Annotated in this window: 19 protein-coding genes and 2 pseudogenes; 20 read left to right on the plus strand and 1 reads right to left on the minus strand. The window is 62.7% G+C overall.

What is annotated here, in order from left to right; all coding sequences use genetic code 11:
• The first annotated feature begins 177 nt into the window (after window positions 1-177).
• From GGD63_RS18355 to GGD63_RS18375, 5 genes are all read left to right on the plus strand, one after another.
• Window positions 178-4,500 (plus strand): strawberry notch-like NTP hydrolase domain-containing protein, encoded by a 4,323-nt coding sequence (locus GGD63_RS18355; protein ID WP_183244435.1) that lies wholly within the window; start codon window positions 178-180, stop codon window positions 4,498-4,500.
• A complete protein-coding gene (locus GGD63_RS18360; RefSeq protein WP_183244437.1) occupies window positions 4,500-5,561 on the plus strand; it encodes a toprim domain-containing protein in 1,062 nt (353 codons plus the stop codon). Before GGD63_RS18355 ends, GGD63_RS18360 begins: the two co-directional genes overlap by 1 nt.
• A gap of 338 nt (window positions 5,562-5,899) precedes the next feature.
• Window positions 5,900-6,823, plus strand: coding sequence for a DUF2493 domain-containing protein (locus GGD63_RS18365; protein ID WP_183244729.1), 924 nt, complete (start codon window positions 5,900-5,902; stop codon window positions 6,821-6,823).
• On the plus strand, window positions 6,820-7,413 hold the full coding sequence (locus GGD63_RS18370) for a hypothetical protein (RefSeq protein WP_312013321.1): 594 nt from the start codon (window positions 6,820-6,822) through the stop codon (window positions 7,411-7,413). Before GGD63_RS18365 ends, GGD63_RS18370 begins: the two co-directional genes overlap by 4 nt.
• Before the next feature lie 578 nt (window positions 7,414-7,991).
• Window positions 7,992-8,312, plus strand: coding sequence for a DUF736 domain-containing protein (locus tag GGD63_RS18375; protein WP_183244439.1), 321 nt, complete (start codon window positions 7,992-7,994; stop codon window positions 8,310-8,312).
• 65 nt (window positions 8,313-8,377) lie between these two features.
• On the opposite strand, the gene GGD63_RS18380 is transcribed toward GGD63_RS18375, so the two are convergent.
• Window positions 8,378-8,557 (minus strand): helix-turn-helix domain-containing protein, encoded by a 180-nt coding sequence (locus tag GGD63_RS18380; RefSeq protein ID WP_183244441.1) that lies wholly within the window; start codon window positions 8,555-8,557, stop codon window positions 8,378-8,380.
• A 224-nt stretch (window positions 8,558-8,781) separates the two neighbouring features.
• Here GGD63_RS18380 and GGD63_RS18385 point away from each other — a divergent pair, with 224 nt between their 5' ends.
• From GGD63_RS18385 to trbB, 15 genes and pseudogenes are all read left to right on the plus strand, one after another.
• Window positions 8,782-8,976: a transcriptional regulator domain-containing protein gene (locus GGD63_RS18385; RefSeq protein ID WP_183244443.1), complete on the plus strand. Its 195-nt coding sequence runs from the start codon at window positions 8,782-8,784 to the stop codon at window positions 8,974-8,976.
• A 78-nt stretch (window positions 8,977-9,054) separates the two neighbouring features.
• The gene (locus GGD63_RS18390; protein WP_246785540.1) at window positions 9,055-9,549 is read left to right on the plus strand and encodes a DUF2285 domain-containing protein; all 495 of its coding nucleotides are present in this window, start codon (window positions 9,055-9,057) and stop codon (window positions 9,547-9,549) included.
• 133 nt (window positions 9,550-9,682) lie between these two features.
• The gene (locus GGD63_RS18395) at window positions 9,683-9,964 is read left to right on the plus strand and encodes an AlpA family transcriptional regulator (protein WP_092295092.1); all 282 of its coding nucleotides are present in this window, start codon (window positions 9,683-9,685) and stop codon (window positions 9,962-9,964) included.
• A 22-nt stretch (window positions 9,965-9,986) separates the two neighbouring features.
• The gene (locus GGD63_RS18400; protein WP_183244445.1) at window positions 9,987-10,868 is read left to right on the plus strand and encodes a replication initiator protein A; all 882 of its coding nucleotides are present in this window, start codon (window positions 9,987-9,989) and stop codon (window positions 10,866-10,868) included.
• Between the two features lie 289 nt (window positions 10,869-11,157).
• The gene (locus GGD63_RS18405; protein ID WP_183244447.1) at window positions 11,158-11,622 is read left to right on the plus strand and encodes a DUF2840 domain-containing protein; all 465 of its coding nucleotides are present in this window, start codon (window positions 11,158-11,160) and stop codon (window positions 11,620-11,622) included.
• Window positions 11,619-12,131 (plus strand): S26 family signal peptidase, encoded by a 513-nt coding sequence (locus GGD63_RS18410; RefSeq protein ID WP_183244449.1) that lies wholly within the window; start codon window positions 11,619-11,621, stop codon window positions 12,129-12,131. Before GGD63_RS18405 ends, GGD63_RS18410 begins: the two co-directional genes overlap by 4 nt.
• 206 nt (window positions 12,132-12,337) lie before the next feature.
• The gene (locus GGD63_RS18415; RefSeq protein ID WP_312013322.1) at window positions 12,338-13,027 is read left to right on the plus strand and encodes a lytic transglycosylase domain-containing protein; all 690 of its coding nucleotides are present in this window, start codon (window positions 12,338-12,340) and stop codon (window positions 13,025-13,027) included.
• Entirely contained in the window at window positions 13,024-13,449 is a 426-nt protein-coding gene (locus GGD63_RS18420) for a hypothetical protein (RefSeq protein WP_183244453.1), read from the plus strand. The genes GGD63_RS18415 and GGD63_RS18420 overlap by 4 nt, the downstream gene beginning before the upstream one ends.
• On the plus strand, window positions 13,446-15,209 hold the full coding sequence (locus tag GGD63_RS18425; RefSeq protein WP_183244455.1) for a DUF3363 domain-containing protein: 1,764 nt from the start codon (window positions 13,446-13,448) through the stop codon (window positions 15,207-15,209). Before GGD63_RS18420 ends, GGD63_RS18425 begins: the two co-directional genes overlap by 4 nt.
• A 36-nt stretch (window positions 15,210-15,245) precedes the next feature.
• A complete protein-coding gene (locus GGD63_RS18430) occupies window positions 15,246-17,231 on the plus strand; it encodes a conjugal transfer protein TraG (protein WP_183244456.1) in 1,986 nt (661 codons plus the stop codon).
• 6 nt (window positions 17,232-17,237) lie between these two features.
• On the plus strand, window positions 17,238-17,663 hold the full coding sequence (locus tag GGD63_RS18435; RefSeq protein ID WP_183244458.1) for a CopG family transcriptional regulator: 426 nt from the start codon (window positions 17,238-17,240) through the stop codon (window positions 17,661-17,663).
• Window positions 17,664-17,796: 133 nt separating this feature from the next.
• Window positions 17,797-18,498 (plus strand): annotated as a pseudogene (locus tag GGD63_RS18440) (MFS transporter); the annotation flags it as partial.
• Between the two features lie 143 nt (window positions 18,499-18,641).
• Window positions 18,642-20,147 carry an ISL3 family transposase gene (locus GGD63_RS18445; protein WP_409334077.1) on the plus strand — a complete coding sequence of 502 codons (1,506 nt, stop codon included), beginning with the start codon at window positions 18,642-18,644 and terminating at the stop codon, window positions 20,145-20,147.
• Between the two features lie 38 nt (window positions 20,148-20,185).
• Window positions 20,186-20,854 (plus strand): annotated as a pseudogene (locus GGD63_RS18450) (MFS transporter); the annotation flags it as partial.
• A gap of 228 nt (window positions 20,855-21,082) precedes the next feature.
• On the plus strand, window positions 21,083-21,997 hold the full coding sequence (gene trbB / locus GGD63_RS18455) for a P-type conjugative transfer ATPase TrbB (RefSeq protein WP_183244732.1): 915 nt from the start codon (window positions 21,083-21,085) through the stop codon (window positions 21,995-21,997).
• Window position 21,998 lies beyond the last annotated feature (1 nt).

Raw genomic sequence — 21,998 nt, forward strand, 5'->3', positions numbered from 1 at the left:
AGCGGGACGGCTCCGGCCGTCCGGCGATTGCTTGGGGACCGATGCGCAGCGCTGGTCCCCATTCTTATGGGCGAGGCCTGAGAGGGAGAGCCGGGCCGGGAAGGGTTTGAGCCGTCGGGGTCAGAGAAGAGCGCCTGGTGGTTCGACCCATTCCTGCTCTCCGAAAGACATCCTGCCATGACCGAATCTCTCGCCGGCGGCGCTGTCGCCGCGCCGCTTTCGTTGCGCGCCGCTGCAACTTTCACCTCCGCCGCTGTCAGGGCCGCGCGACAGCTGCTGACCGAACTCGAACGCGGCCGGCGCATCGATGCCGCTGTTCTGCGTAGCGCCATGGGGGCTGCCTTCGGCGCCTCCGACGCGGCCGGCGTCTGGAACTGGAAGACCGCCTATGAGGTCTGCGAGGCGGCAACCGTTCTGTTTCTTCGCAAGTTCGGACCGGCCATACGGGCCAGGGCTGGCTCGACCGCTGTCATGCTGCCTATGCTGGCGAAAGTCGCGAACCGTCTGCCGACCCACACGCGGCGTTCCGAGGACAGTCAGGCGCTTCAGCAGTTCTCGACGCCGATCCCGCTTGGGCTGGTTGCATGCACCGCAGCCGGCATTACATCCGCCGATCGCGTTCTGGAGCCCTCCGCGTGGACCGGTTTGCTCGCCATCTTTGCCGAGCTCGCCAGCGCCGCCTTGGTGTTGAACGAGTTGGCCGAGACCCGGGCGGGGCTGCTCGAGCAGCTATTCACGGGCGTTAATGTCACGCGGTTCGACGCCGCGCAGATCGATGACCACCTTGACGATGATGTCGCACCGAGCGTCGTCCTGATGAACCCGCCGTTCTCGGCACTGGCGAATGTCGATCGACGGATGGCGGATGCGGCCCTCCGGCACATCAGTTCAGGACTCGCGCGTCTTTGCGATGGTGGGCGCCTCGTCGCCATCACTGGCGCAAGCTTCGCACCGGATAACCCGGCTTGGCGAGATGCCTTTGTGCAGCTCCAGGAACGCGGGCGGGTGGTGTTTTCCGCCGCCGTCGATGGCGCCGTTTACGCCAAGCACGGTACTCAGACGGACACAAGGCTGCTTGTGATCGACAAGCTGCCTGCTGCCGATCCGATCGCTTTTCCCGCCTCGCCAGGCATGGCGGGTGATGTCGCTACCTTACTTGGCTGGGTGAATCTGCATGTGCCACCAAGGCTGCCCGTCGCCACGCCATCGGAGATCGTTGTTATCGGGCGGCCAACGATGTCGCGATCGGTCGGCGCCATTGCACCACGCCCATCGTCCACTTCGAGAGACGCCGCGCCGGTAGCCGCAGAACTGATCTACGAGACGGTCGAATGGTCGTCGCCGGAAGGCGCCCGGCTGACCGATGCGCTTTATGAGGAATACGGATTGCAGTCGGTCCGCATTCCCGGATCGTGCGCACATCCGACCAAGCTCGTACAGTCTGCCGCAATGGCGTCCGTTGCGCCACCGAAGCCATCCTATCGTCCGCACCTGCCGGCCGATGTAATGGTGGGCGGAGTTCTGTCGGACGCCCAGCTCGAGAGCATCATCTATGCCGGCGACGCGCATTCCGAGTTTCTCGCGGGCTCCTGGACGGTCGATGCGACCTTTGATGTTGTGGCCGCCGCGCGCGACGACGCAGAAAACGCCATCCGCTTTCGCCGCGGCTGGTTCTTGGGCGATGGCACCGGGGCGGGCAAGGGGCGGCAGGTCGCGGGGATCCTGCTCGACAACTGGTTCAAGGGCCGTCGTCGTGCGGTCTGGATCAGCAAGTCCGACAAGCTGATCGAGGACGCGCAGCGCGATTGGTCCGCGCTCGGCATGGAGCGGCTGCTAGTTACGCCACTGTCCCGGTTTCGGCAGGGCACCCCGATCTGGCTCTCGGAAGGCATCCTTTTCACCACCTACGCCACGCTACGGACCGACGAGCGCGGCGAAAAGCTTTCTCGTGTCAGGCAGATCCTCGAATGGTTGGGTTCGGACTTCGACGGAGTGATTGTCTTCGACGAGAGCCACGCCATGCAAAATGCGGTCGGGGGCAAGGGCGAGCGCGGCGACCAGGCGTCCTCTCAGCAGGGGCGCGCGGGTTTGAGGCTCCAGCACGCTTTACCGAATGCTCGCGTCGTTTATGTATCGGCGACGGGCGCTACCACGGTCCACAATCTCGCTTATGCGCAACGCCTCGGCCTTTGGGGCGGCGCCGACTTTCCGTTCGCGACGCGTGCGGAGTTCGTCGAGGCGATAGACGAGGGCGGCGTCGCGGCCATGGAGGTGCTGGCGCGCGACCTCAAGGCGCTCGGTCTCTACGCGGCACGCTCGCTCTCTTACGAGGGCGTCGCGTACGACTTGGTGGAGCACCAACTGACGCCGGAGCAGGTTCGCATCTACGATGCCTACGCCGGTGCGTTCAGCGTCATCCATAACAACCTCGATGCGGCGATGCGAGCCGCCAACATCACCGGCGCAACGGGAACGCTGAACGGGCAAGCCAAGTCTGCGGCGCGCTCCGCTTTCGAAAGCGCGAAGCAACGCTTCTTCGGCCACCTCCTGACTTCGATGAAGACCCCGTCGCTGATCCGATCGATCGAGCGCGATCTTGATGCTGGCCACGCCGCTGTTATCCAGATCGTGTCGACGGGCGAAGCGCTGATGGAGCGCCGGCTCGCCGAGATCCCGACTGAAGAGTGGGGCGACGTCCAGGTCGACATCACGCCGCGCGAGTATGTCCTCGACTATCTCGCCCACTCCTTTCCGGTCCAGCTCTACGAGCCCTTCACCGACCAGGAAGGCAACCTCTGCTCCCGGCCTGTCTATCGCGACGGCCAGCCGGTCGAGAGCCGGGAAGCCGTCGCACGCCGTGACCGCCTCATCGACAAGCTTGCATCGCTTCCGCCGGTACCTGGGGCACTGGATCAGGTCATCCAGCACTTCGGCACCGAACTGGTCGCTGAGGTGACGGGCCGCTCGCGCCGCATCGTTCGCAAGGGCGACCGGCTGGTGGTCGAAAATCGAGCCGGTTCAGCCAACCTCGCCGAGACCTCGGCTTTCATGGACGACGTCAAGCGCATCCTCGTGTTCTCCGACGCGGGGGGCACGGGGAGGAGCTACCATGCCGATCTGTCGGCCCGGAATCGCCGCTTGCGCGTCCACTACCTGCTCGAGCCCGGCTGGAAGGCCGATGCCGCGATCCAGGGCCTCGGCCGGACCAACCGGACCAACCAGGCGCAGCCACCGCTATTTCGTCCCATCGGGACCGATGTGAAGGCCGAAAAGCGCTTTCTCAGCACCATTGCCCGCCGGCTCGACACATTGGGAGCCATTACCCGTGGCCAGCGCCAGACCGGAGGGCAGGGGCTCTTCCGGCCAGAGGACAATCTCGAAAGCCAGTACGGGCGTGACGCGTTGCGTCAACTCTATACGCTGCTTGTTCGAGGCAAAGTTGATGGCTGTTCGCTCGAACGGTTCGAGGATGCGACCGGCCTGAAGCTGACTGACGTCAATGGGCTCAGGGATGACCTGCCGCCGATCACGACCTTCCTCAACAGGTTATTGGCGCTCACCATCGACCTACAGAATATCCTCTTCACCGCCTTCGAGCAGCTGTTGACCGCTCGGATCGAGGGCGCGGTTGCATCCGGCACCTACGACGTCGGGCTGGAAACGCTCCGCGCTGAAAGCTTTGTCGTCACTGACCGGCGGACGATCTACGCCCATCCCGGCACCGGAGCCGAGACCCGGCTGCTCACGATCACGCAGCGCCAGCGCAACCGTCCTGTGGGTCTGGATGATGCTCTTGCTCATCTTTCCGATCGTCAGGCTGCCCTGCTAATCAATGAGCGCTCGGGACGAGCCGCCGTGCAGGTCCCCGCGGCGAGCGTCATGCTCGATGACGGTGAAATTGAGCGGCGCGTCCGCCTGATTCGGCCGATGGAGCAGCTCAGGGTCCCCCTAAGCATGATGGTGGAAAGCCATTGGGCCGAGGCGGACCGTGAACGTTTTGCCGCGGCCTGGCTGGCGGAGCTTGCCGAGGTGCCCGAGTTCTCGGAAATCACGATCCACGTGGTGGCGGGCTTGCTGATCCCCATCTGGAAGCGGCTGCCGAACGAATCGACCCGCGTCTATCGCCTTCAGACCGACGCGGGCGAGCGCATCATCGGACGCAAGGTTTCTGCGACCTGGGTCGCAAGCGTCCTTGCGGCGGACGCGCCCGCGCTGACGCCGGACGCTGCCTTTGCCGCGCTGATGGAGGGGCGGACCGTCCTCGATCTCGCGGAGGAACTCCAGCTTCGTCGCGTCCGGGTGATGGGTGCATACCGCATCGAGCTGTCGGGATTCAACGACACGATACGCGATCGCCTCCGTGCTTACGGCCTCTTTGGGGAGATCATTTCCTGGAAGCTGCGCATGTTCGTACCGACGGACACAAGCGGCGTTGAGATCCTGTCGAAGGTGCTCGAGACCTATCCGGTTACGCGCATCGGTGATCGGGAGGCCGCGTGATGCCCCGCGACGCCTCCGAATTGGCATGCCGCCTCGCGCGCGAGGCGGAAGCGGTGTGCCGGCATTATCTCTCCAATGGGAAGCGGGCGGGGCGGTATTGGGTGGTCGGCGATGTCCACAACACCCCGGGCCGCTCGTTATTTGTGCGGCTCCAGGAATCGCCGAAGGGCCCCGCCGGCAAATGGACCGATGCCGCGACCGGAGAGCATGGCGATCTCCTCGACATTATCCGCGAAACTATGGCCTTGCGAGACTTCCGCGATGTCGCCGAGGAGGCGAGGCGGTTTCTAAAGCTGCCTCGTTCAGAGCTGCAATTCGCTCCGAAACCTGTTCGTTCAGTCGCACCGGCCGGATCGCAGGAAGCCGCTCGTCGGCTCTTTTCGATATCCAGCCCGATTGAAGGGACATTAGCCGAGGCGTACTTACAGCGTCGCGGAATTGCTTGCATCAACCATGGTGGCAGCTTGCGCTTCCATCCTCGTTGCTACTATCGACCGGACGAGCATTCGTCGACCGAAACCTGGCCGGCGATGATAGCCTCCGTCACCGATCTCCATAGGCGGATCACCGGCGTTCACCGCACCTGGCTGGATCCAGACGGCTTTGATCGCGTGCGGCTCGGCAAGGCTCCGATCGAGACGCCACGACGCGCCATGGGCGACTTGCTCGGCAACGCCGTCCGTTTCGGCATGGTCGATAACGTGCTTGCTGCCGGCGAGGGGATCGAGACCATGCTGTCGCTGCGCTACGTGCTGCCGACGTTGCCGATGGCGGCTGCGCTTTCGGCTAATCATCTCGCAGCCATGTTGCTGCCGTCTGGTCTGCGTCGGCTCTATATCGCCTGCGATAACGATGCTGCCGGAGATGCCGGACAGGCGATTCTCACGCAGCGAGCGGAAGCCGTCGGCATTGAAGCGATCGCACTGTCGCCTCGGCTGGGCGACTTCAACGAAGATCTGCATATCTTCGGGATCGATGCCCTCCGGGCAGCGTTGCAGCTTCAGCTCGTACCAGAGGACGTCGTCCGCTTCCTGCATTCTCCGGCAGTAGCCGCGGAGTAGCCCCGGTGCTTCCATGGGGGTCGACAACTCGGTCGCGGCGAGGCCCTTTGCCGGAAGAGGACGCGATCACGGCCTTCTAGAGGGCGATCGGACGGCAAGCGGCTCGGCCGGCAATGGCTACGTCCGGCTATTTTCCGCCGCGCGCCGGCGTTGAGAAGACACATTAGCCATCTGAGCGGCGCGCTTTGCATCGCGAAACAAAATAGCCGGCCTCCGCCATCCTCCGCTGCCGCTTCGGCCCTCCGCTCTGCTCCGGGTTCTGGCCCGTTCCGCCTGCCGTCTGAGTGATCGCCACGAAGGCCGCGATGGGCGCGGCCGATCCGGCAAGGACCTCTCTCATGACTGACCACGACGACATCGAACCGCCGCACGCCACGTCTCCAACCGATCATGCTCTCACCGAATTGCAGCTCTTCGGGTACCGTCCCTTCGACGACCAGCCCGATCCACGGCCGCTTCCCGAGGGCAAAATCGTCGCTGGCGCGGTTACTGATATCTTCGATGCCCTGGTCGCGACGTTGAGCGACACTCGGCTCGAGCCGGATCTTGACGATCTGCTCTGGTCGACTGTCAACCTGTTCCATCGCGCCGTCGACCGCATCGAACGCCAACTCGACGACAACGAACAGGCGCAGCAGAAGAGCCAGCGCGAGCAGGACGGCTCCGAAGTTCGATCGGTCGAACTCGAGCGCGTGACGGCGGAAGGCATCACGTTGATCGAGCGCCGCAACTGCCTGGAGCTCTTCCGCGACCAGGCCATCGAACGCTTTGAGACTCACGCGGGTTCATTCTGGCGTCCTCGATCGGGATCACTTGTGAACCGTCGCACGCTGACCGCAGCAATGATCGACTCCCGCGACTTCATCGCAGCCAAGCGCCGCGCCGAAACCGAGGTCATGGTGCCGCCGGGTTCGAAGATCGCGTTCACCGGTGGGCTCGACTTCAATGACCACCACCTCATCTGGGATCGTCTCGACAAAGTTCACGCCAAGCATCCCGACATGGTCCTGATCCATGGTGGCTCTCCGAAGGGGGCTGAACTGATCGCCTCCAAATGGGCGACCACCCGCAAAGTGCCGCAGATCGCCTTCAAGCCCGATTGGACGAAACATGCCAAGGCGGCACCGTTCAAGCGCAACGACGCCATGCTCGAGCTCCTGCCGATCGGCGTCATGCACTTCCCGGGCACGGGAATCCAGGACAACCTCGCGGACAAGGCGAAGCGGCTCGGCATCCCCGTCTGGAAGTTCGGCGGCGCGTGAGCGCCATCTTCCAGCCTCTAAACGGCGAAGCGGAGTTGCATGCGCCGAAACTCCGCCTCGTTTCGGTACTATTTCTGAAATTGCGCCGTGGTGGTGGTGGAAGGCGCGACTTGCAAATCTATGCACATGGAGCCACCACCATGCTCGCCCTTGGGCTTATTCTCAACACACTCGGCATCGGCTTGTTCTGCTGGGCGATCTTCGCGATCGCAGTGTATGCCCTACCGTTTTTCGTCGCACTGAGTATCGGGATGACGGCGTTTCAGAGCGGCGCCGGCCTCATTGGCGCGCTGCTTATTGCAACAGCCGGCGGTGCGCTGACGCTCGTCCTCGGTCAGGTCGCCGTCGCTGTTACTCGGCCCTTGGCCTTGCGCATCGCGATCGCGACAGCATTCGCTGTTCCCGCCGCGGTCGCCGGCCATCGTGTGGTGTTCGCCCTGTCGCAGTTCGGCGTGCCTTCGCCGGCCTGGCGTGAGGTCTTTGCTTGCCTTGGCGCGGTTTGCGTTGGCGTTACGGCGTGGATGCGCTTGATAGTTTTGGCGGAGGCCCGCCCGTTCGAGCCGGATGGGGTAGTGGAGAGCCCGTCCTAACCAGTTCTTACGGCCGCATGGCCAGAGGGGACGACCTTTCCCCCCTTGATCGTCGAACAGGTGCGTGTAAGTCGTCGCGTTGAACGGGGGATGATCGAGACCTGAGCGCGGGAGAGGCAGTCATTCTCAGAGCTCCTCGATCAAGCCGCCGGCATTTTGGTCTGCCCACGCATCCGCGGCGGAGCGGTATTAACCTCGATCCGTTCTTGGGAGACGATGCCGCCCTTTGCAGGAGATTGTTTCTCTTTCCCCGCTAAATCGTTCCGACCTCTTGTTCATCAAAACCGAGATAGCCACGCTTCTTCAGAGATTGTGGTTCAGCACGCGGACGCACGTGGCCTCGTTGATGGCTTGATCTGGCCGAAGACCGGCTTCGCCTCGATCGTCTGAGCCGCAACGCCGTTGATGCGACTTTCTTCCCCTGGGCTTCGCCCATTCCTCGCGAGACAAGAAAGTCGCCACAACGACGTCCTCCGCTGCGCTCCAGCCCGAGCGGGTGCGTCGCCGATCGTCCTCGGCCCTAGATCGCCATCGAGGCCGCGGTGGTCGCGGGCTCGAAACACAACAGGAGAAGTGACATGGCTAACATCGGTTCTTTCAAGAAGGTCGGCAACGAATTCCAGGGCGATATCGTGACCCTGAGCCTGAAGGCCAAGGGCGTCCGCATCGTCGCCGAGACCAACCGATCCAACGACAACGCTCCCAGCCACCGCATCTATGTGGGCCGGGCGGAGATCGGCGCGGCCTGGTCGAAGCGCTCCGAAGAGGGCCGCGACTACCTCTCGCTCAAGCTCGATGATCCCTCGTTCAACGCGCCGATCTACGCGAACCTTTTCGACGATGAAGGCGGTGAAGGCTACACCCTGCTCTGGTCGCGGCCGCGCAAGACCGGCGACTAAGAGCGCCCTAGCAAGCCCCCGTCCGGTCCGCCGGGCGGGGCGCTTCGCGGCAGGCCTGAGACGGCTTACGATTTGCTAAGCCCCGCAGCCTTTTTGAGCAGGTATCCCGGTTCGACTCCCGATGCTTCAGCAATTTGCCCGAGCACAGTGACGCTTGCTGATACATCGCCGCGCTCGATGGCTCCGACGTAGCGCGCACTGAAACCCGCGCGCTCGGCCAATTTCTCCTGCGTCATCAGAGTCATCTCGCACGCGCCAAATGGGTGACCGAGCAGGGGTGCCTCTTGCGCGGACCCGACGCAAGATAGAAGATCGTCGGCTGGCGACTTGCAGGAAGAACTATTTTCTTTTGCTAATCGGTGGTCATTCCCAAGCACCAGTGGCACGAAACTAGGGTCGTTCTACAACGTAATCGTTCATAACTATTGCGATGCAATCCTTGTTAGCAGTGTGCAATGGGGCGGAAGCAATGCCTCAATTCGACTGGCGCTCGCCGGATTCCTACAAGAGCCTACAAGGCGCGGGAGTCACCGACGTCGCCTGGGAATGTCTCCGCCGCAACGCCGACTATCGGCGTGAGTACGAGGCGATGATTGCCAACAGTCCGAACGGCGAAGGGACTGACGAATTCAGGAGGAAATGGGGTATCTGCTTTCGCCCATGACCTGCAGAGGTCGTTGCACGAGCAGACGATCTTTTGGGCGCCGAGGTTCTAGCGGCGGTCGTTCCGGTGACGGTTGTCTTGACGGCCGATCTCGTGTCGGCGTCTGAGCCATTGCTTGACCTTACAGCCGGCCAGATGCGTCGCGCCGCCAGCGGCCGGCATGCCGTGATGCGCATCGGTGCGGTAGATCACCGTGTTTGGTCCAAAGACGCCGGTATCGGCGCGTCATACGCAGCCGACTTGCTGTTTGACGGCGATTTCGGCGCACGTGCCTATGCAGCCCGGCGGCTCTGGCGTGCAATCAATGGGCGCGCGCCAGGTCCGGCATTTCACACACTATCCAAACAGCGGCGCGAACGCCTGAGCGCGGCGATCCGCGCGCTCGATGCACATAGCACCGGCGGCAGTTATCGCATCATCGCCGAAGCGCTGTTCGGCAAAAAGCGTATCCCCGATCGCGCCTGGAAGACGCATGATCTGCGCAATCGAACGATCCGCTTGGTGCAAGGCGGCCTCGCGTTGATGCGCGGTGGTTACCGCAAACTCCTGCGGCCCGGGCGCAAGGACGAGTAGCGCAGTTCTCAAGGGGTGCCGAAAATCGTACCCCCAACGTTCGGCATCCCCCTCCGAGATATTGCTCCTCCATGATGACCGCACGCACGCCGGCCTAGCCAAGCGTAGTGCGCTGTCCTCCTGGAGTTCTCAAATGCCCGATCCGATGGCCGGTCTTCCCCCGCGATTCCTGCGTACACCTGAGGCCGCGCGCTATCTCGGCCTGTCCGGCCGCACGCTCGAGAAGCACCGCACGTACGGTACTGGACCGACGTATCGGAAGATTGGCGGACGTGTCGTGTACGCCGTCGATGACCTGAAAGCATGGGCCGACCGGGGCGCCAAGACGTCGACGTCCGACCCCGGCAAGGGGACCGTGCTGCCGGCCAAGAAGCACCCGGTGCTGCGCCCATATGCGGGCCAGGAACGTCGTTGATCGCCGCGTGAGAGCAGTGACCATGCGGCGCAAACACCATTCCGAGCGCGAGCAGCTTGAGCTCTTTCGGACGCTGCCCGGGGATCTTGCGCCCCGTGACGCGCAGGATCTGATGGCTTATCCGTTCTTCTCGCTCGCAAAAACTAAGCGGATCGTGCCGATCGATTTTCGTGCCGGTGCGATTGCGATTCGTGTCGAAGCCGTGCCGGAACACGGCATGGCCACCATCTGGGATGCAGACGTTCTGATCTGGGCCGCGTCTCAGATCGTCGAAGCGCGTGACGCAGGCTTGAAGACGTCGCGCCTCATGGCTGCAACGCCTTACGAGATTCTGACGTTCGTCGGCCGCGGCACCAGCGCGCGCGACTATGACCGGCTGAAGGCTGGTCTCGACAGACTTCAGTCAACGACGGTGCTGACGTCGATCCGCCAGCCGGCAGGACGGCGACGACACCGCTTCTCCTGGATCAACGAGTGGAAGGAGACAGCGGATGCAAACGGACGTCCATTCGGGCTCGAGTTGATCCTGCCGGATTGGTTCTATGCCGGCGTCATCGACGACGCGCTCGTGCTGACCATCGACCGTGCTTATTTCGAGCTGACGGGCGGACTTGAGCGGTGGCTTTATCGTCTTGTGCGCAAGCACGGCGGTCGGCAGGACTCCGGCTGGAGCTTCGACCTTGTGCACCTCCATGCCAAGTCGGGCATCCTCTCGCCGCTCAAGCATTTTGCGTACGACATACGCCAGATTGTCCAGCGCCAGACATTGCCCGGCTACCAACTCGTGCTCACGCGCGATCCTGATGGCACCGAGCGACTGAACTTCTCACCCACGCCTGTTGATCCCTTAACGGCCCGCTTGCGCCGGCGCGGTCTCATTCCAAATTCGGAGGACAGCCTGTGAATCAGCTCGTGCTATCGAGGACCGCAACCCTCGTGCTATCGGGGACCCGATCCTCGTGCTATCGGGGACCGGAATTGAACTTAAGGGCTTGTTTCTCCGAGCTTTCCAGTCGCACTAACTTTACTAACCAGAAATCCTTCGGATTTCTTCTAACGGACCAGACCGCAACTTGCATGACGCGTGACCGGCAACGCCGGGCCGCCGCTCATGCTGACCTTCACAGACCGCACACGCACTTCACCGCTCCCAAAGCGCGTGGCCCCCAGCTCGAGATTCAGGGAGCGGCTGCATGAGCGATCTCACCGAAGTGGAAGTGCTGTGGCTCGAGAAGCGCATCGAAAACCGGATTCGGTTCGGTCGTATCGTCAAGGAACGAAAGCTTGATCGCCATCGCCGCGTCCTGTCATTTGCGCCCGGCAGCATCTTTGCCTTCGTCCGATGGACCTCCAACGACTTTGGGACGATCATTTCGCGGATCGACATCTTGCGCGCGGTCGCTCCGGGACAGCGCTGCTCGACCGTCCCTTATGTGACACCCGGCGGAGAGATTTTGCTGCGTCTGGCAGGCTGGCCGAAGGTCGAGCGCGTGCTGGAGATGATCGATGCCGTTGAGGCGCTCGACATCGATCCGGCTGATGTCGCGCCCGATCACTGGCATCACGTTCATAACCGCCTGTCCGTCAACGAAAACCCGCGCCCGTATACGAAAGCGCGCCATCAGGCCTGGCTTCATCGCAAAAAGGTGATGCGATGAGGGGCCGCCTAAGGATGCTGGCCGCGACGATTGGGGTCGCGGCTGGGCTCATCGCGACGATCGTCATGGAGCCGCTTCCGCTTTACATCTGGAACGCATCCGCGAGCGTGCCGATCGGTCTCTACCGGCTGCGACCGGCGGACCAATTCCAAGTCACTGAATTGGTCGCCGTGCAGCCGCCGGAGCCGCTCGCGACTTTCCTCGACCTTAACGGTTATTTGCCCGTCGGCGTTCCTATGCTCAAGCGAGTCTTGGCGCTGCCGGGGCAGACGGTTTGCAGGAGCGGCCTCACGATTTCGGTCGACGACGTTGCGGTGGGCGAGGCAAAGGATCACGACAGACGAGGCAGGCCGCTGCCGAAATGGCAGGGCTGCCGCGTCGTCGGAGACGGCGAGCTCTTTCTCATGAACTGGCAGTCTCACGACTCTCTTGATGGCCGATATTTTGGATTCTTGCCGGCGTCGGCAGTGATCGGCCGTGCGCTGCCCGTGTGGACGTGGGAGGAGTGATCGTGCGTGTTCCACGCTCTTACCCCGCCATTCCTCTGTTCGATCGATCGCGGGACCATTCCTCCGTCCCGACCAACGCTTGCAGGGCCGACGCGCGCCGCGGCAGTCCAGGGCGGCCGCATGGCCGGCGCGAAGCGGCTTTACCCTGGACGGGCGCGAGCACGACGGCATGCTTGGCTCGGTCGGGCGTGCGTGTTTGGGCTGTCGTGTCGCTGCTGCTTATTTTCGCTGCGTCGGACAGTGCTGCTCTAGCGGAGAGCGGGTCGGCGTCGGCTCAAGCGGTTGCTCGGGCAAGCAACCCGTTCTCTGCTTTCGTCGACGAAGCCTCGAAGCGCTTTGCAATTCCGATGAACTGGATCGGTTCGGTCATTAACATCGAAAGCGCTGGAGACGTGCACGCCAAGTCGCCCAGAGGCGCAATGGGCCTGATGCAAATCATGCCGGCGACTTGGGCGGAACTTCGCGAGCGCTACAATCTCGGGAACGATCCCTACGACCCGCACGACAACATTCTTGCCGGCACGGCCTACTTGCGCGAACTGCTCGATCGGTATGGCTCGCCCGGCGTGTTTGCCGCGTACAACGCGGGACCATCTCGCTATGAAGAGCATCTCGCAGGCGGCTCTCTGCCAGACGAGACGCGAGCATACGTCGCAAAGCTTGCAAATCTACTTGCCATCGAACTGCCGCCGAGGTGGACGTCCAGCGGACAGTCATCAGCAACTGCCACGCTATTCGTCACGCGATCCGATCTAATGAAAACGCACGATCGGTTGCTGGCGCTCATGCCGTCGAGCGGTGTCACGACCGCAATCTCGGCGCCCGATGTTTCGCACATGGTTCCCCGGCCAATTGTCATGTTCGTCCCTCGATCGGATTCGGGAGCATTGCAATGACCAAGGTTGCGGGTTCGCAAACCTTGGCGTGCTTCACCGAGCAAGTGGTACGTGCTGATGGCGTATGGGCGATGCCTTCGGCCCGCGCTCTACTCGTCGCTTCGCTCCTCACCGAGCCACCCTTCGGGTGTCTCGGCCCTTCGGGTAACGATCGCTATCGCAAGCGCTCGGAAGCAGTGGAGGCTTCGCGAGTTGGTTGCCAGGTCGCGGCGACTCTTTCGGGAACCGGCGACCGGGAGACCACGACGGTAGGACGGCGAGATAAAAGGGGCTCGCCGGTCGAACCGCAAGCCATTGGCATGGCTTGGGTTCCGGCGTGCTGGTCGGTCGGGGCGCGTGCCGCGCCTTGCATTTTGGCGAATGCAATCAAAGGCGTTTTCGGCACCGTGCGTGCTTTTGATGCCTGGGAGGCCCTTTCGTGAGCATGCGCGACAGCGACCTGCGCGTTCGGCCTGGGCGCATCCGCAGTACCCGCGCGCCGAAGCAAAAGAGCTTCATCAACCAGGTGCTGCGCGCCGCGAAGAAATCGGGACACACCTCGGGGCAGGCCGCAGCTGGCAGGCGTGCTGCGGCCTATGGGCGCTCGACGTTTGGCCGCGGCCGGCTCGCCTTTAGTCGCAGCCGGTTGTTCAGTCCGACACGGCGCGTTGTGGTGAAGGCGCGTGTTGTCCGGCACAGGGGACGAGCCTTCCGCTCCGCACCACTGACCGCCCATCTCTCATACTTGAAGCGCGATGGTGTCACCAGGGGCGGCGCGAGGGCCGAGATGTTCGATGCCAGCATCGACCGCGCCGATAGCTCGGCTTTTGCGGATCGGTGCGAGGACGACCGCCATCATTTCCGGTTCATCATATCGCCGGAGGACGCCGGCGATATGACCGACCTTGGGGCTTTCACCCGCGACCTCGCCAGGCAGATGGAAACCGATCTCGGCACGCGGCTCGATTGGGTGGCCGTCGATCATTGGAACACCGACAACCCTCACGTCCATCTTCTCGTTCGGGGGGTAGACCAGGAAGGGGCTGATCTCGTGATCTCCCGCGAATACATCAGCCAGGGCCTGCGCTCGCGCGCCGAAGAGCTGATTGCCATTGAACTCGGTCCAAAAGCGGAGCACGAGATCCGCAATTCGCTGGAGCGGGAAGTCACGGCGGAACGATGGACGCGCCTCGATCGCGAGATCCGGCTGGCGGCCGACGAGACCGGCACTATCGATCTGCGTCCGGAGAATTCCGGCAAGGCCGATCCCGAGATCAGGCGCCTGATGGTCGGTCGACTTCAACATCTGGAGAAGATGGGCCTTGCCGCATCCGCCACGCCTGGGCAGTGGATGATCGGGCTCGAAGCCGAGCGCAGCTTGCGCGACCTCGGGATGCGCGGCGACATCATCAAGACCATGCACCGCGCCTTCACCGAGCGCGGGGAAGCGCGCGGCGTTGCCGACTACGTCATCGAAGGTGAACAGCCGACATCCCAAATTGTTGGACGTCTGGTCGACCGGGGATTGCACGACGAACTGACAGGCGAGGCCTACGCCCTGATCGACGGAACAGACGGACGCGCGCACCATGTGCGCTTCCGAGGGCTGGAGGCTTTCGAGCACGCACCGCCGATCGGCGGAATCGTCGAAGTCCGGCGCTTCGGTCAAGCTGGCGAGCCGCGCCCCACACTGGTGCTCGCGAGTCGTTCCGATCTCGATCTGGGTGGCCAGATCGCAGCAAAGGGGGCCACTTGGCTCGATCACAGGCTGGTCGAACGCGCCCCTATGCCGCTCGCCATGGGCGGATTCGGCCGCGAGACCCGCGACGCCATGGAAGCCCGTACTGAGCATCTGGTTCAGGAGGGCCTGGCGCGGCGGCAGGGCCAGCGCATCATTCTGCAGCGTGACCTCCTGGACACGTTGCGCCGGCGTGAACTGGACGAGGTGGCCGCAAGAGTCTCGATGGAGACCGGGTTGCCTCAAGTGAAGGCTGAATCGGGGGAGCATGTGGCGGGCACGTATCGCCAGCGGCTGACGCTCACCTCGGGGCGTTTCGCCATGATCGATAATGGGCTCGGCTTCCAGCTCGTGCCGTGGTCGCGCGAACTCGAAAAGAAACTCGGCCAACACGTCACCGGCGTCGTGAAGGACGGCGGCGGCATCGAATGGGGCTTTGGTCGGAAGCGCGGCCTCGGTCTCTAGCAATCTTACCAAACCAGTTGCGGAAGGGTGTTCGGGATGTCCGGAACCAAAATCCTGTGGGGACAGATAATCGTCGTCGGCCTGATCGTTTTGCTCGCCATCTGGGGAGCAACGGAATGGACAGCCTGGCGGCTCGCCTGGCAACCGGAGCTTGGGCGGCCCTGGTTCGAACTGTTGGGCTTTAAGATCTATTACCCGCCAGTCTTCTTCTGGTGGTGGTTCGTCTACGACGCCTATGCGCCAGAAGTCTTCGTCGAGGGTGCCTTCATCGCGGCGTCCGGGACCTTCGTTTCGATCGCAGTGGCGATCGGCATGTCGGTGTGGCGGGCGCGGGAAGCCAAGAATGTCGAGACCTATGGTTCGGCGCGCTGGGCTGGTGCGGAAGAAGTTCGAGCAGCCGGACTTCTCGGTCCGGATGGTGTGGTGCTGGGCAAGCTCGACCGCGACTACCTCCGCCATGACGGACCGGAGCACGTGTTGTGTTTTGCACCCACGCGCTCGGGCAAGGGTGTTGGCCTCGTCGTTCCTTCGTTACTGGCTTGGCCGGGCTCGGCCATCGTGCATGACATCAAGGGTGAGAACTGGCAACTGACGGCCGGCTTTCGCTCTCGTCATGGCCGCGTCCTGCTGTTCGACCCGACCAACCCAAAGTCCTCAGCTTACAATCCGCTGATCGAGGTCCGGCGCGGGGAATGGGAGGTTCGCGACGTCCAGAACGTCGCCGACGTCCTGGTCGACCCCGAAGGCTCCCTCGACAAGCGGAACCATTGGGAGAAGACCAGTCATTCCCTCCTGGTCGGCGCCATCCTCCATGTCCTCTATGCCGAGGCGGACAAGACCTTGGCTGGGGTCGCGGCTTTCCTGTCCGACCCGAAGCGGCCGATCGAGGCGACGCTGAAGGCGATGATGACTACACGGCACCTTGGCGAGCAGGGCGCTCATTCCGTGGTCGCCTCGACCGCGCGCGAGCTCCTCAACAAATCCGAGAATGAACGTTCCGGCGTCCTGTCCACTGCGATGTCGTTCCTCGGGCTGTACCGAGATCCTGTCGTGGCCCATGTGACCTGTCGCTGCGACTGGCGGATCGCCGACCTGACCGCGGACCGCCGTCCGACGACGCTTTACCTCGTGGTGCCGCCGTCGGATATCTCTCGGACCAAGCCGCTGATCCGTCTGGTGCTGAACCAGATTGGCCGGCGCCTGACTGAAGATCTGCACGCTCGCGATCGCCGGCATCGAGTCCTGATGATGCTCGACGAGTTCCCAGCTCTTGGGCGGCTTGATTTCTTCGAGTCCGCGCTCGCCTTCATGGCCGGCTACGGCATCAAGAGTTTCTTGATCGCGCAGTCGCTCAATCAGATCGAGAAGGCCTACGGGCCCAACAATGCGATCCTCGACAACTGTCACGTCCGCGTCAGCTTTGCGACCAACGACGAGCGGACCGCCAAGCGCGTATCGGATGCGCTGGGTACGGCGACGGAGATGCGCGCGATGAAGAATTATGCCGGGCACAGGCTGAACCCATGGCTGGGGCACCTGATGGTCTCACGGCAGGAGACCGCGAGGCCGCTACTTACCCCGGGCGAAGTCATGCAGCTCCCGCCGATGGACGAGATCGTCATGGTGGCAGGAACGGCGCCGATCCGAGCGAAGAAGGTCCGCTACTACGAGGATCGGCGGTTCACCGAGCGGGTTTTGCCGCCGCCTGATCCGGCGACGGCCGGCCGATCGTCGCGAACGGACGGATGGTCAGCGCTCGGACCGCTGAAGCCGGCGGGGCCTCCAACCGACAAGGAGCAAGGAGAGGAAGACACGGCGAACAGTGGCCTGCGCCGCGAGCCCGAACTCCCTGACCACGTCGCGATCGCCAAGGAGACGACCGAACCGACGCCTGCAGAAGAATTCGCTGCCGTTCTAGATGATGACGAGGATGCGGTCCGTCAGTCCCGGCTCATACGCCAACAGATGCGCGGTGTTGCCCGTCAAGTCGCCCTGGACCCGAATGACGGTATGGAGCTCTGAGGCAATATGCGCGACCGGATGAATGTCTATTTCCCGCCAGAGCTTCTAAAGCAGATCTCGGACCTTGCCGATCGCAAGAAGCTTTCCCGCTCTGCGATCGTGGAAGCGGCAGTCGCCTCGTTTCTCTCACCGGATGGCGCGGACAGACGGGAGGCGGCGTTCGCCCGGCGCCTCGATCGGCTGTCGCGTCAGATGCAGAGGCTGGAGCGTGACGTTGGTCTGACGGCCGAGACCTTGGCTCTCTTCATTCGTTTCTGGCTGACGATCACGCCACCGTTGCCCAACGATGCTCAGGCGGCCGCGCAGGCAAAGGGCCGGGAGCGGTTTGACGGATTTGTCGAGGCGCTCGGGCGCCGCTTGCAAAAGGGGCAAAGCTTTCTGCGCGAGATTCCGGAAGATATCCGCCGTCAGGAACCGGCCGACGAATCCTGATCGAGCGTCCTGGATGGGCCATCGCGCCTGACCTTCTTTTTCTACGCCAGCCTACGACCGCAGCGATTTGGCCGAACTGACAAAAAGCTGGACGCGCTATCGGCTCGCACGAGCTGACAGCAAGAGGGCCAGCATGCAAATTTCCGGGACATGGCGTCTCATCGCGCGCGTTTTTCTGCCGTTTGCTGCTGGATACTATCTTTCGTATCTGTTTCGAACGATCAACGCTTTGATCGCAAGTCATCTCAGTTCGGATACCGGGCTCGGGACTGCCGACCTCGGGTTGCTTACGTCAGTCTATTTCCTGGTATTCGCGGCGGCTCAGATCCCCGTCGGCATATTGTTGGATCGATTTGGACCGCGTCGCGTCCAGAGTGCTCTGCTCTTGCTCGCAGCAGGGGGCGCCGGACTGTTCGCGGTATCGACCGGCTTCGGGCCACTTTTGATCGCGCGTGCAATGATCGGGCTTGGCGTGGCGGCGGCGCTGACGGCAGGTCTGAAGTCCATCATCCTTTGGTTCCCCAGGGAACGAGTTGCCTTGCTTAACGGCTACATGATCATGCTGGGATCGCTAGGAGCGGTGACTGCTACAGCTCCGGTCGAATACCTACTCGCTTGGATGGAGTGGCGGCAGCTCTTTGAGATCCTGGCGGCCGCCACCGGTGCGACGGCCATTCTCATCTATGTCGTGGTGCCCGAACGAGGCATTGTGCCATCAACAAGGCGCGCCACCCTTGGCTCCGTTTTTGGCGACCGACGCTTCTGGCGCATAGCCCCGTTGTCGGCGACTTGCGTTGGATCAGCGGTTCTTCCGCACATTTGGTGCAGGGTGTGGGATTCACGGACGGTGCGAATAAGGGCATAAGGTCGGAATCGCAGTCGACGCCGTGATTCGCCTTGCTCCAAGCCTTCCGCTCGCTGATTTCCCCCGAGCTTTTGATTGTCCAGATACTACCCCAGGCCGATAGGGTGGTGCTCGTGGCTCGACCGAAGGCAGCGGTCTCGCTCTGTCCCTGTTGCAGCTACCAAACTCGTCGGGTCCACAGTCATTACACGCGACGGTTGGCCGATCTGCCATGGCAGGGTCAGGTGGTCGAAATCCGTCTTCAGGCGCGACGGTTTCGATGCGCGAACCCCAGATGCCTGCGCCGAATATTTACCGAGCGGCTACCAACGACAGTACGGCCGAGAGCGAGACGAACAATCCGTCTCGGCGAGAGCCAATTGGCGATCGGCCTTGCTGTGGGCGGAGAGCCCGGCTCGCGCCTATCGCACAAACTCGCCATGCCGGTTAGCGGCGACACCGTGCTCCGGATGGTTCACTCGGCCCCCTTACCGGATTTTGCTGCTCCGACTGTCGTCGGCATCGACGATTGGGCTTGGCGTCGTGGCCAGCGATATGGAACGATTATCTGCGATCTGGAACGCAATTGCGTGCTTGATCTGCTTCCGGATCGTAACGCCGACAGTGTTGCTCGCTGGCTGAAGAGCTGGCCGGGGATCAAGATTGTGGCCCGTGATCGTGCGGGTCTTTATGCTGACGGCGCCCGCTGTGGTGCGCCCAACGCAGTTCAGGTCGCGGACCGATGGCACTTACTTAACAGCTTGGGGGATGCCTTACGTCATGCTGTCGGTCGCCATCGTCACAACCTAGCCGCAGCGGTGCAAATCATGGCAGCCGCAAAAAGACCGATAACCGGCGCCTCCGCAGCACCAGGCCTTGCACAATTGCGAGCGGATAGACGAGCTGCGCGACGCGAACGTTGGGACGAAATTTGTCGCCTCCGCGCGCAAGGTTGTCCGACATCCGGCATCGGCAAACAGCTCGGTGTCGACAGGCGCACTGTCCAGCGCTGGCTCGCCGCCGGCGGCGAGCCAGAGCATTCGCGTCCTCATAGACCCTCGCACCTTCTCGCGCCCTTCGAGGCATGCCTTGAAGCGCGCTGGGCCTCAGGCAGCCGGGTGGGTCAACAGCTTTGGCGCGAGCTTCGGCAGCAGGGTTACACCGGAAGTCGCGTGACGATAGCGCGATGGGCTGCGAACAGGCGTGAACGTGAAGCCCCGGAAGGAGCAGCACAACCGCCCCCGACCTGGAAAGCTCCTACACGTCGTCGCTGTGCTTGGTATTTGAGCCAGAATCTGGATCAGATCGATGCTGAAGCCAAGCTGTTTCTCGGCCACCTGTTTGCGCAAGCGCCGGAACTCGCCACGGCAGCCGAGCTGGCGAAGCGGTTTGTGTCCCTTCTCGGCGGCGGCGACATCGCCGAGCTCGATGAGTGGATCGCACAAGCAGCCAACAGCGAGCTCAAGAGCTTCGCCAACGGCATCGCGCGCGACGTCGACGCCGTCCGCGCAGCAATAACCACGTCCTGGACAACCAGTCCTGTCGAAGGCCAGATCAGCAGGATCAAAGCCATCAAACGACAGATGTATGGCCGGGCAAGCTACCCGCTACTGCGTCGACGCGTGCTTCTGGCCGCCTGAAATCGACCTTGCTCTCGATGCACCAAATGTGCGGAAGAACCGGATCAGCTTGGTCCCTGCAGGGGTTGTGGGCATCGCCGTGGCTGACCGACGTAGAGGGGTTTGATCGCGCAAGTCTCGTCCGACAGCTGTTCTTAATGTCTGTCGTATTGAGCGGTGGTGCCTGGTTGTTCGGTATGATGGTCCATTACATCAAACGAAGAGGAATCGGGGCGGAGACGATATTAGCGATGGTTGCAGTGCTATTTATCGCAGCCGAGTTGGCCTTGATCCTGCGAGCGCCTCTGCCATCCATCTTGCCCTGGTCAGTTGTAGCAATTGTCGGAACGGCAACCGTGGTGAGCTTCGCGGTGATAGCGGATTACTTTCCGCCGGAGCTTGCCGGTCGTGCCAATGGCGCCTTGAACGTCTTGCACTTTGGTTGGGCATTTCTGGCCCAATGCGCGACAGGTCTGATCCTGGAGCAATGGTCCACCAACGATGGCCATAGGCCCGTCATGGCCTATCAAGTCGCGTTCGGTCTCAACATGGCATTGCAGATCGCTGCGTTGATCTGGTTCGCGCTGCCTTGGCGGCGATCCGTCGTTTCATGGATGAGCTCAATCCCTTTCTTCATGCCGGCTTCTGTTTCCAACGCCGTCGAGTCAGTCGGTCTCTATGAGAATTCGGTGATCCTCCTGCCCGCGGATGACGATGCGGAGTGGTGAGCGGCAACTCGCGGCGAGCGGATACGATTAAGTAGGCGTCAAGTACAGTTCTCAATCTTCCTTTTTCTACGCCAGCCTACGATCACCGAAAGCGCTTGTTGCGCCAAGTCCATCGGTGCCTTTTCTAATCATCCCCATCTGAGGACGCTCGTTGGGCGTCCTCATTCGGTGGGGCGAACGGTGGCAATCCATTCCATTCAATCGGAAGCGAGTTCGCGCGGCGCGCGAATGCTGCGCAGCGCGCTTGGCTCTGCGATTGCCGGCTATCTCGAAGACGATGCGATCATCGAGGTGATGCTCAATCCAGATGGGCGGTTGTGGATCGACCGGTTGTCGGATGGCCTGATAGACACAGGCGAAACTCTGTCGGCGGCGGACGGCGAGCGCATTGTTCGTCTGGTAGCGCACCACGTAGGTGTGGAGGTGCATGCCGGCTCGCCGCGGGTTTCGGCCGAATTGCCTGGGACCGGCGAGCGCTTCGAAGGTCTGTTGCCTCCGGTCGTTGCGGCACCGGCCTTTGCGATCCGCAAACCTGCCGTAGCCGTGTTTACGCTCGACGACTACGTCTCCAGGGGGATCATGACCTCGGAGCAGGCCAAGACCCTGCAGGACGCGGTCGCCGCACGGAAGAACATCCTTGTCGCTGGCGGGACATCGACGGGCAAGACCACGTTGACGAATGCGCTTCTGGCCGAGGTGGCGAAGACCTCCGATCGCGTCGTGCTGATCGAGGACACCCGCGAGTTGCAGTGCAGGGCGCCCAATCTCGTTGCGCTGCGGACCAAGGACGGCGTGGCGACGCTGTCGGATCTCGTCCGCTCGTCCCTCCGACTGCGTCCTGACCGGATCCCGATCGGCGAAGTCCGAGGTGCCGAAGCACTCGATCTCCTCAAGGCCTGGGGCACCGGCCATCCCGGCGGCATCGGTACCATCCATGCTGGCACTGCGCTCGGCGCGCTGCGCCGGCTCGAGCAGCTCATCCAGGAAGCCGTCATCACGGTTCCGCGCGCCCTGATCGCCGAGACCATCAACCTCGTCGCCGTGCTGGTGGGACGCGGCGCTGACCGCCGCCTCGCTGAGCTCGCCGCCGTCTCAGGGCTGGGTGCCACCGGTGACTACAGCCTTTCAACAGCAGGAGACTGAC

It is taken from the genome of Bradyrhizobium sp. cir1 (genome assembly GCF_014198245.1).
GTDB lineage: Bacteria > Pseudomonadota > Alphaproteobacteria > Rhizobiales > Xanthobacteraceae > Bradyrhizobium.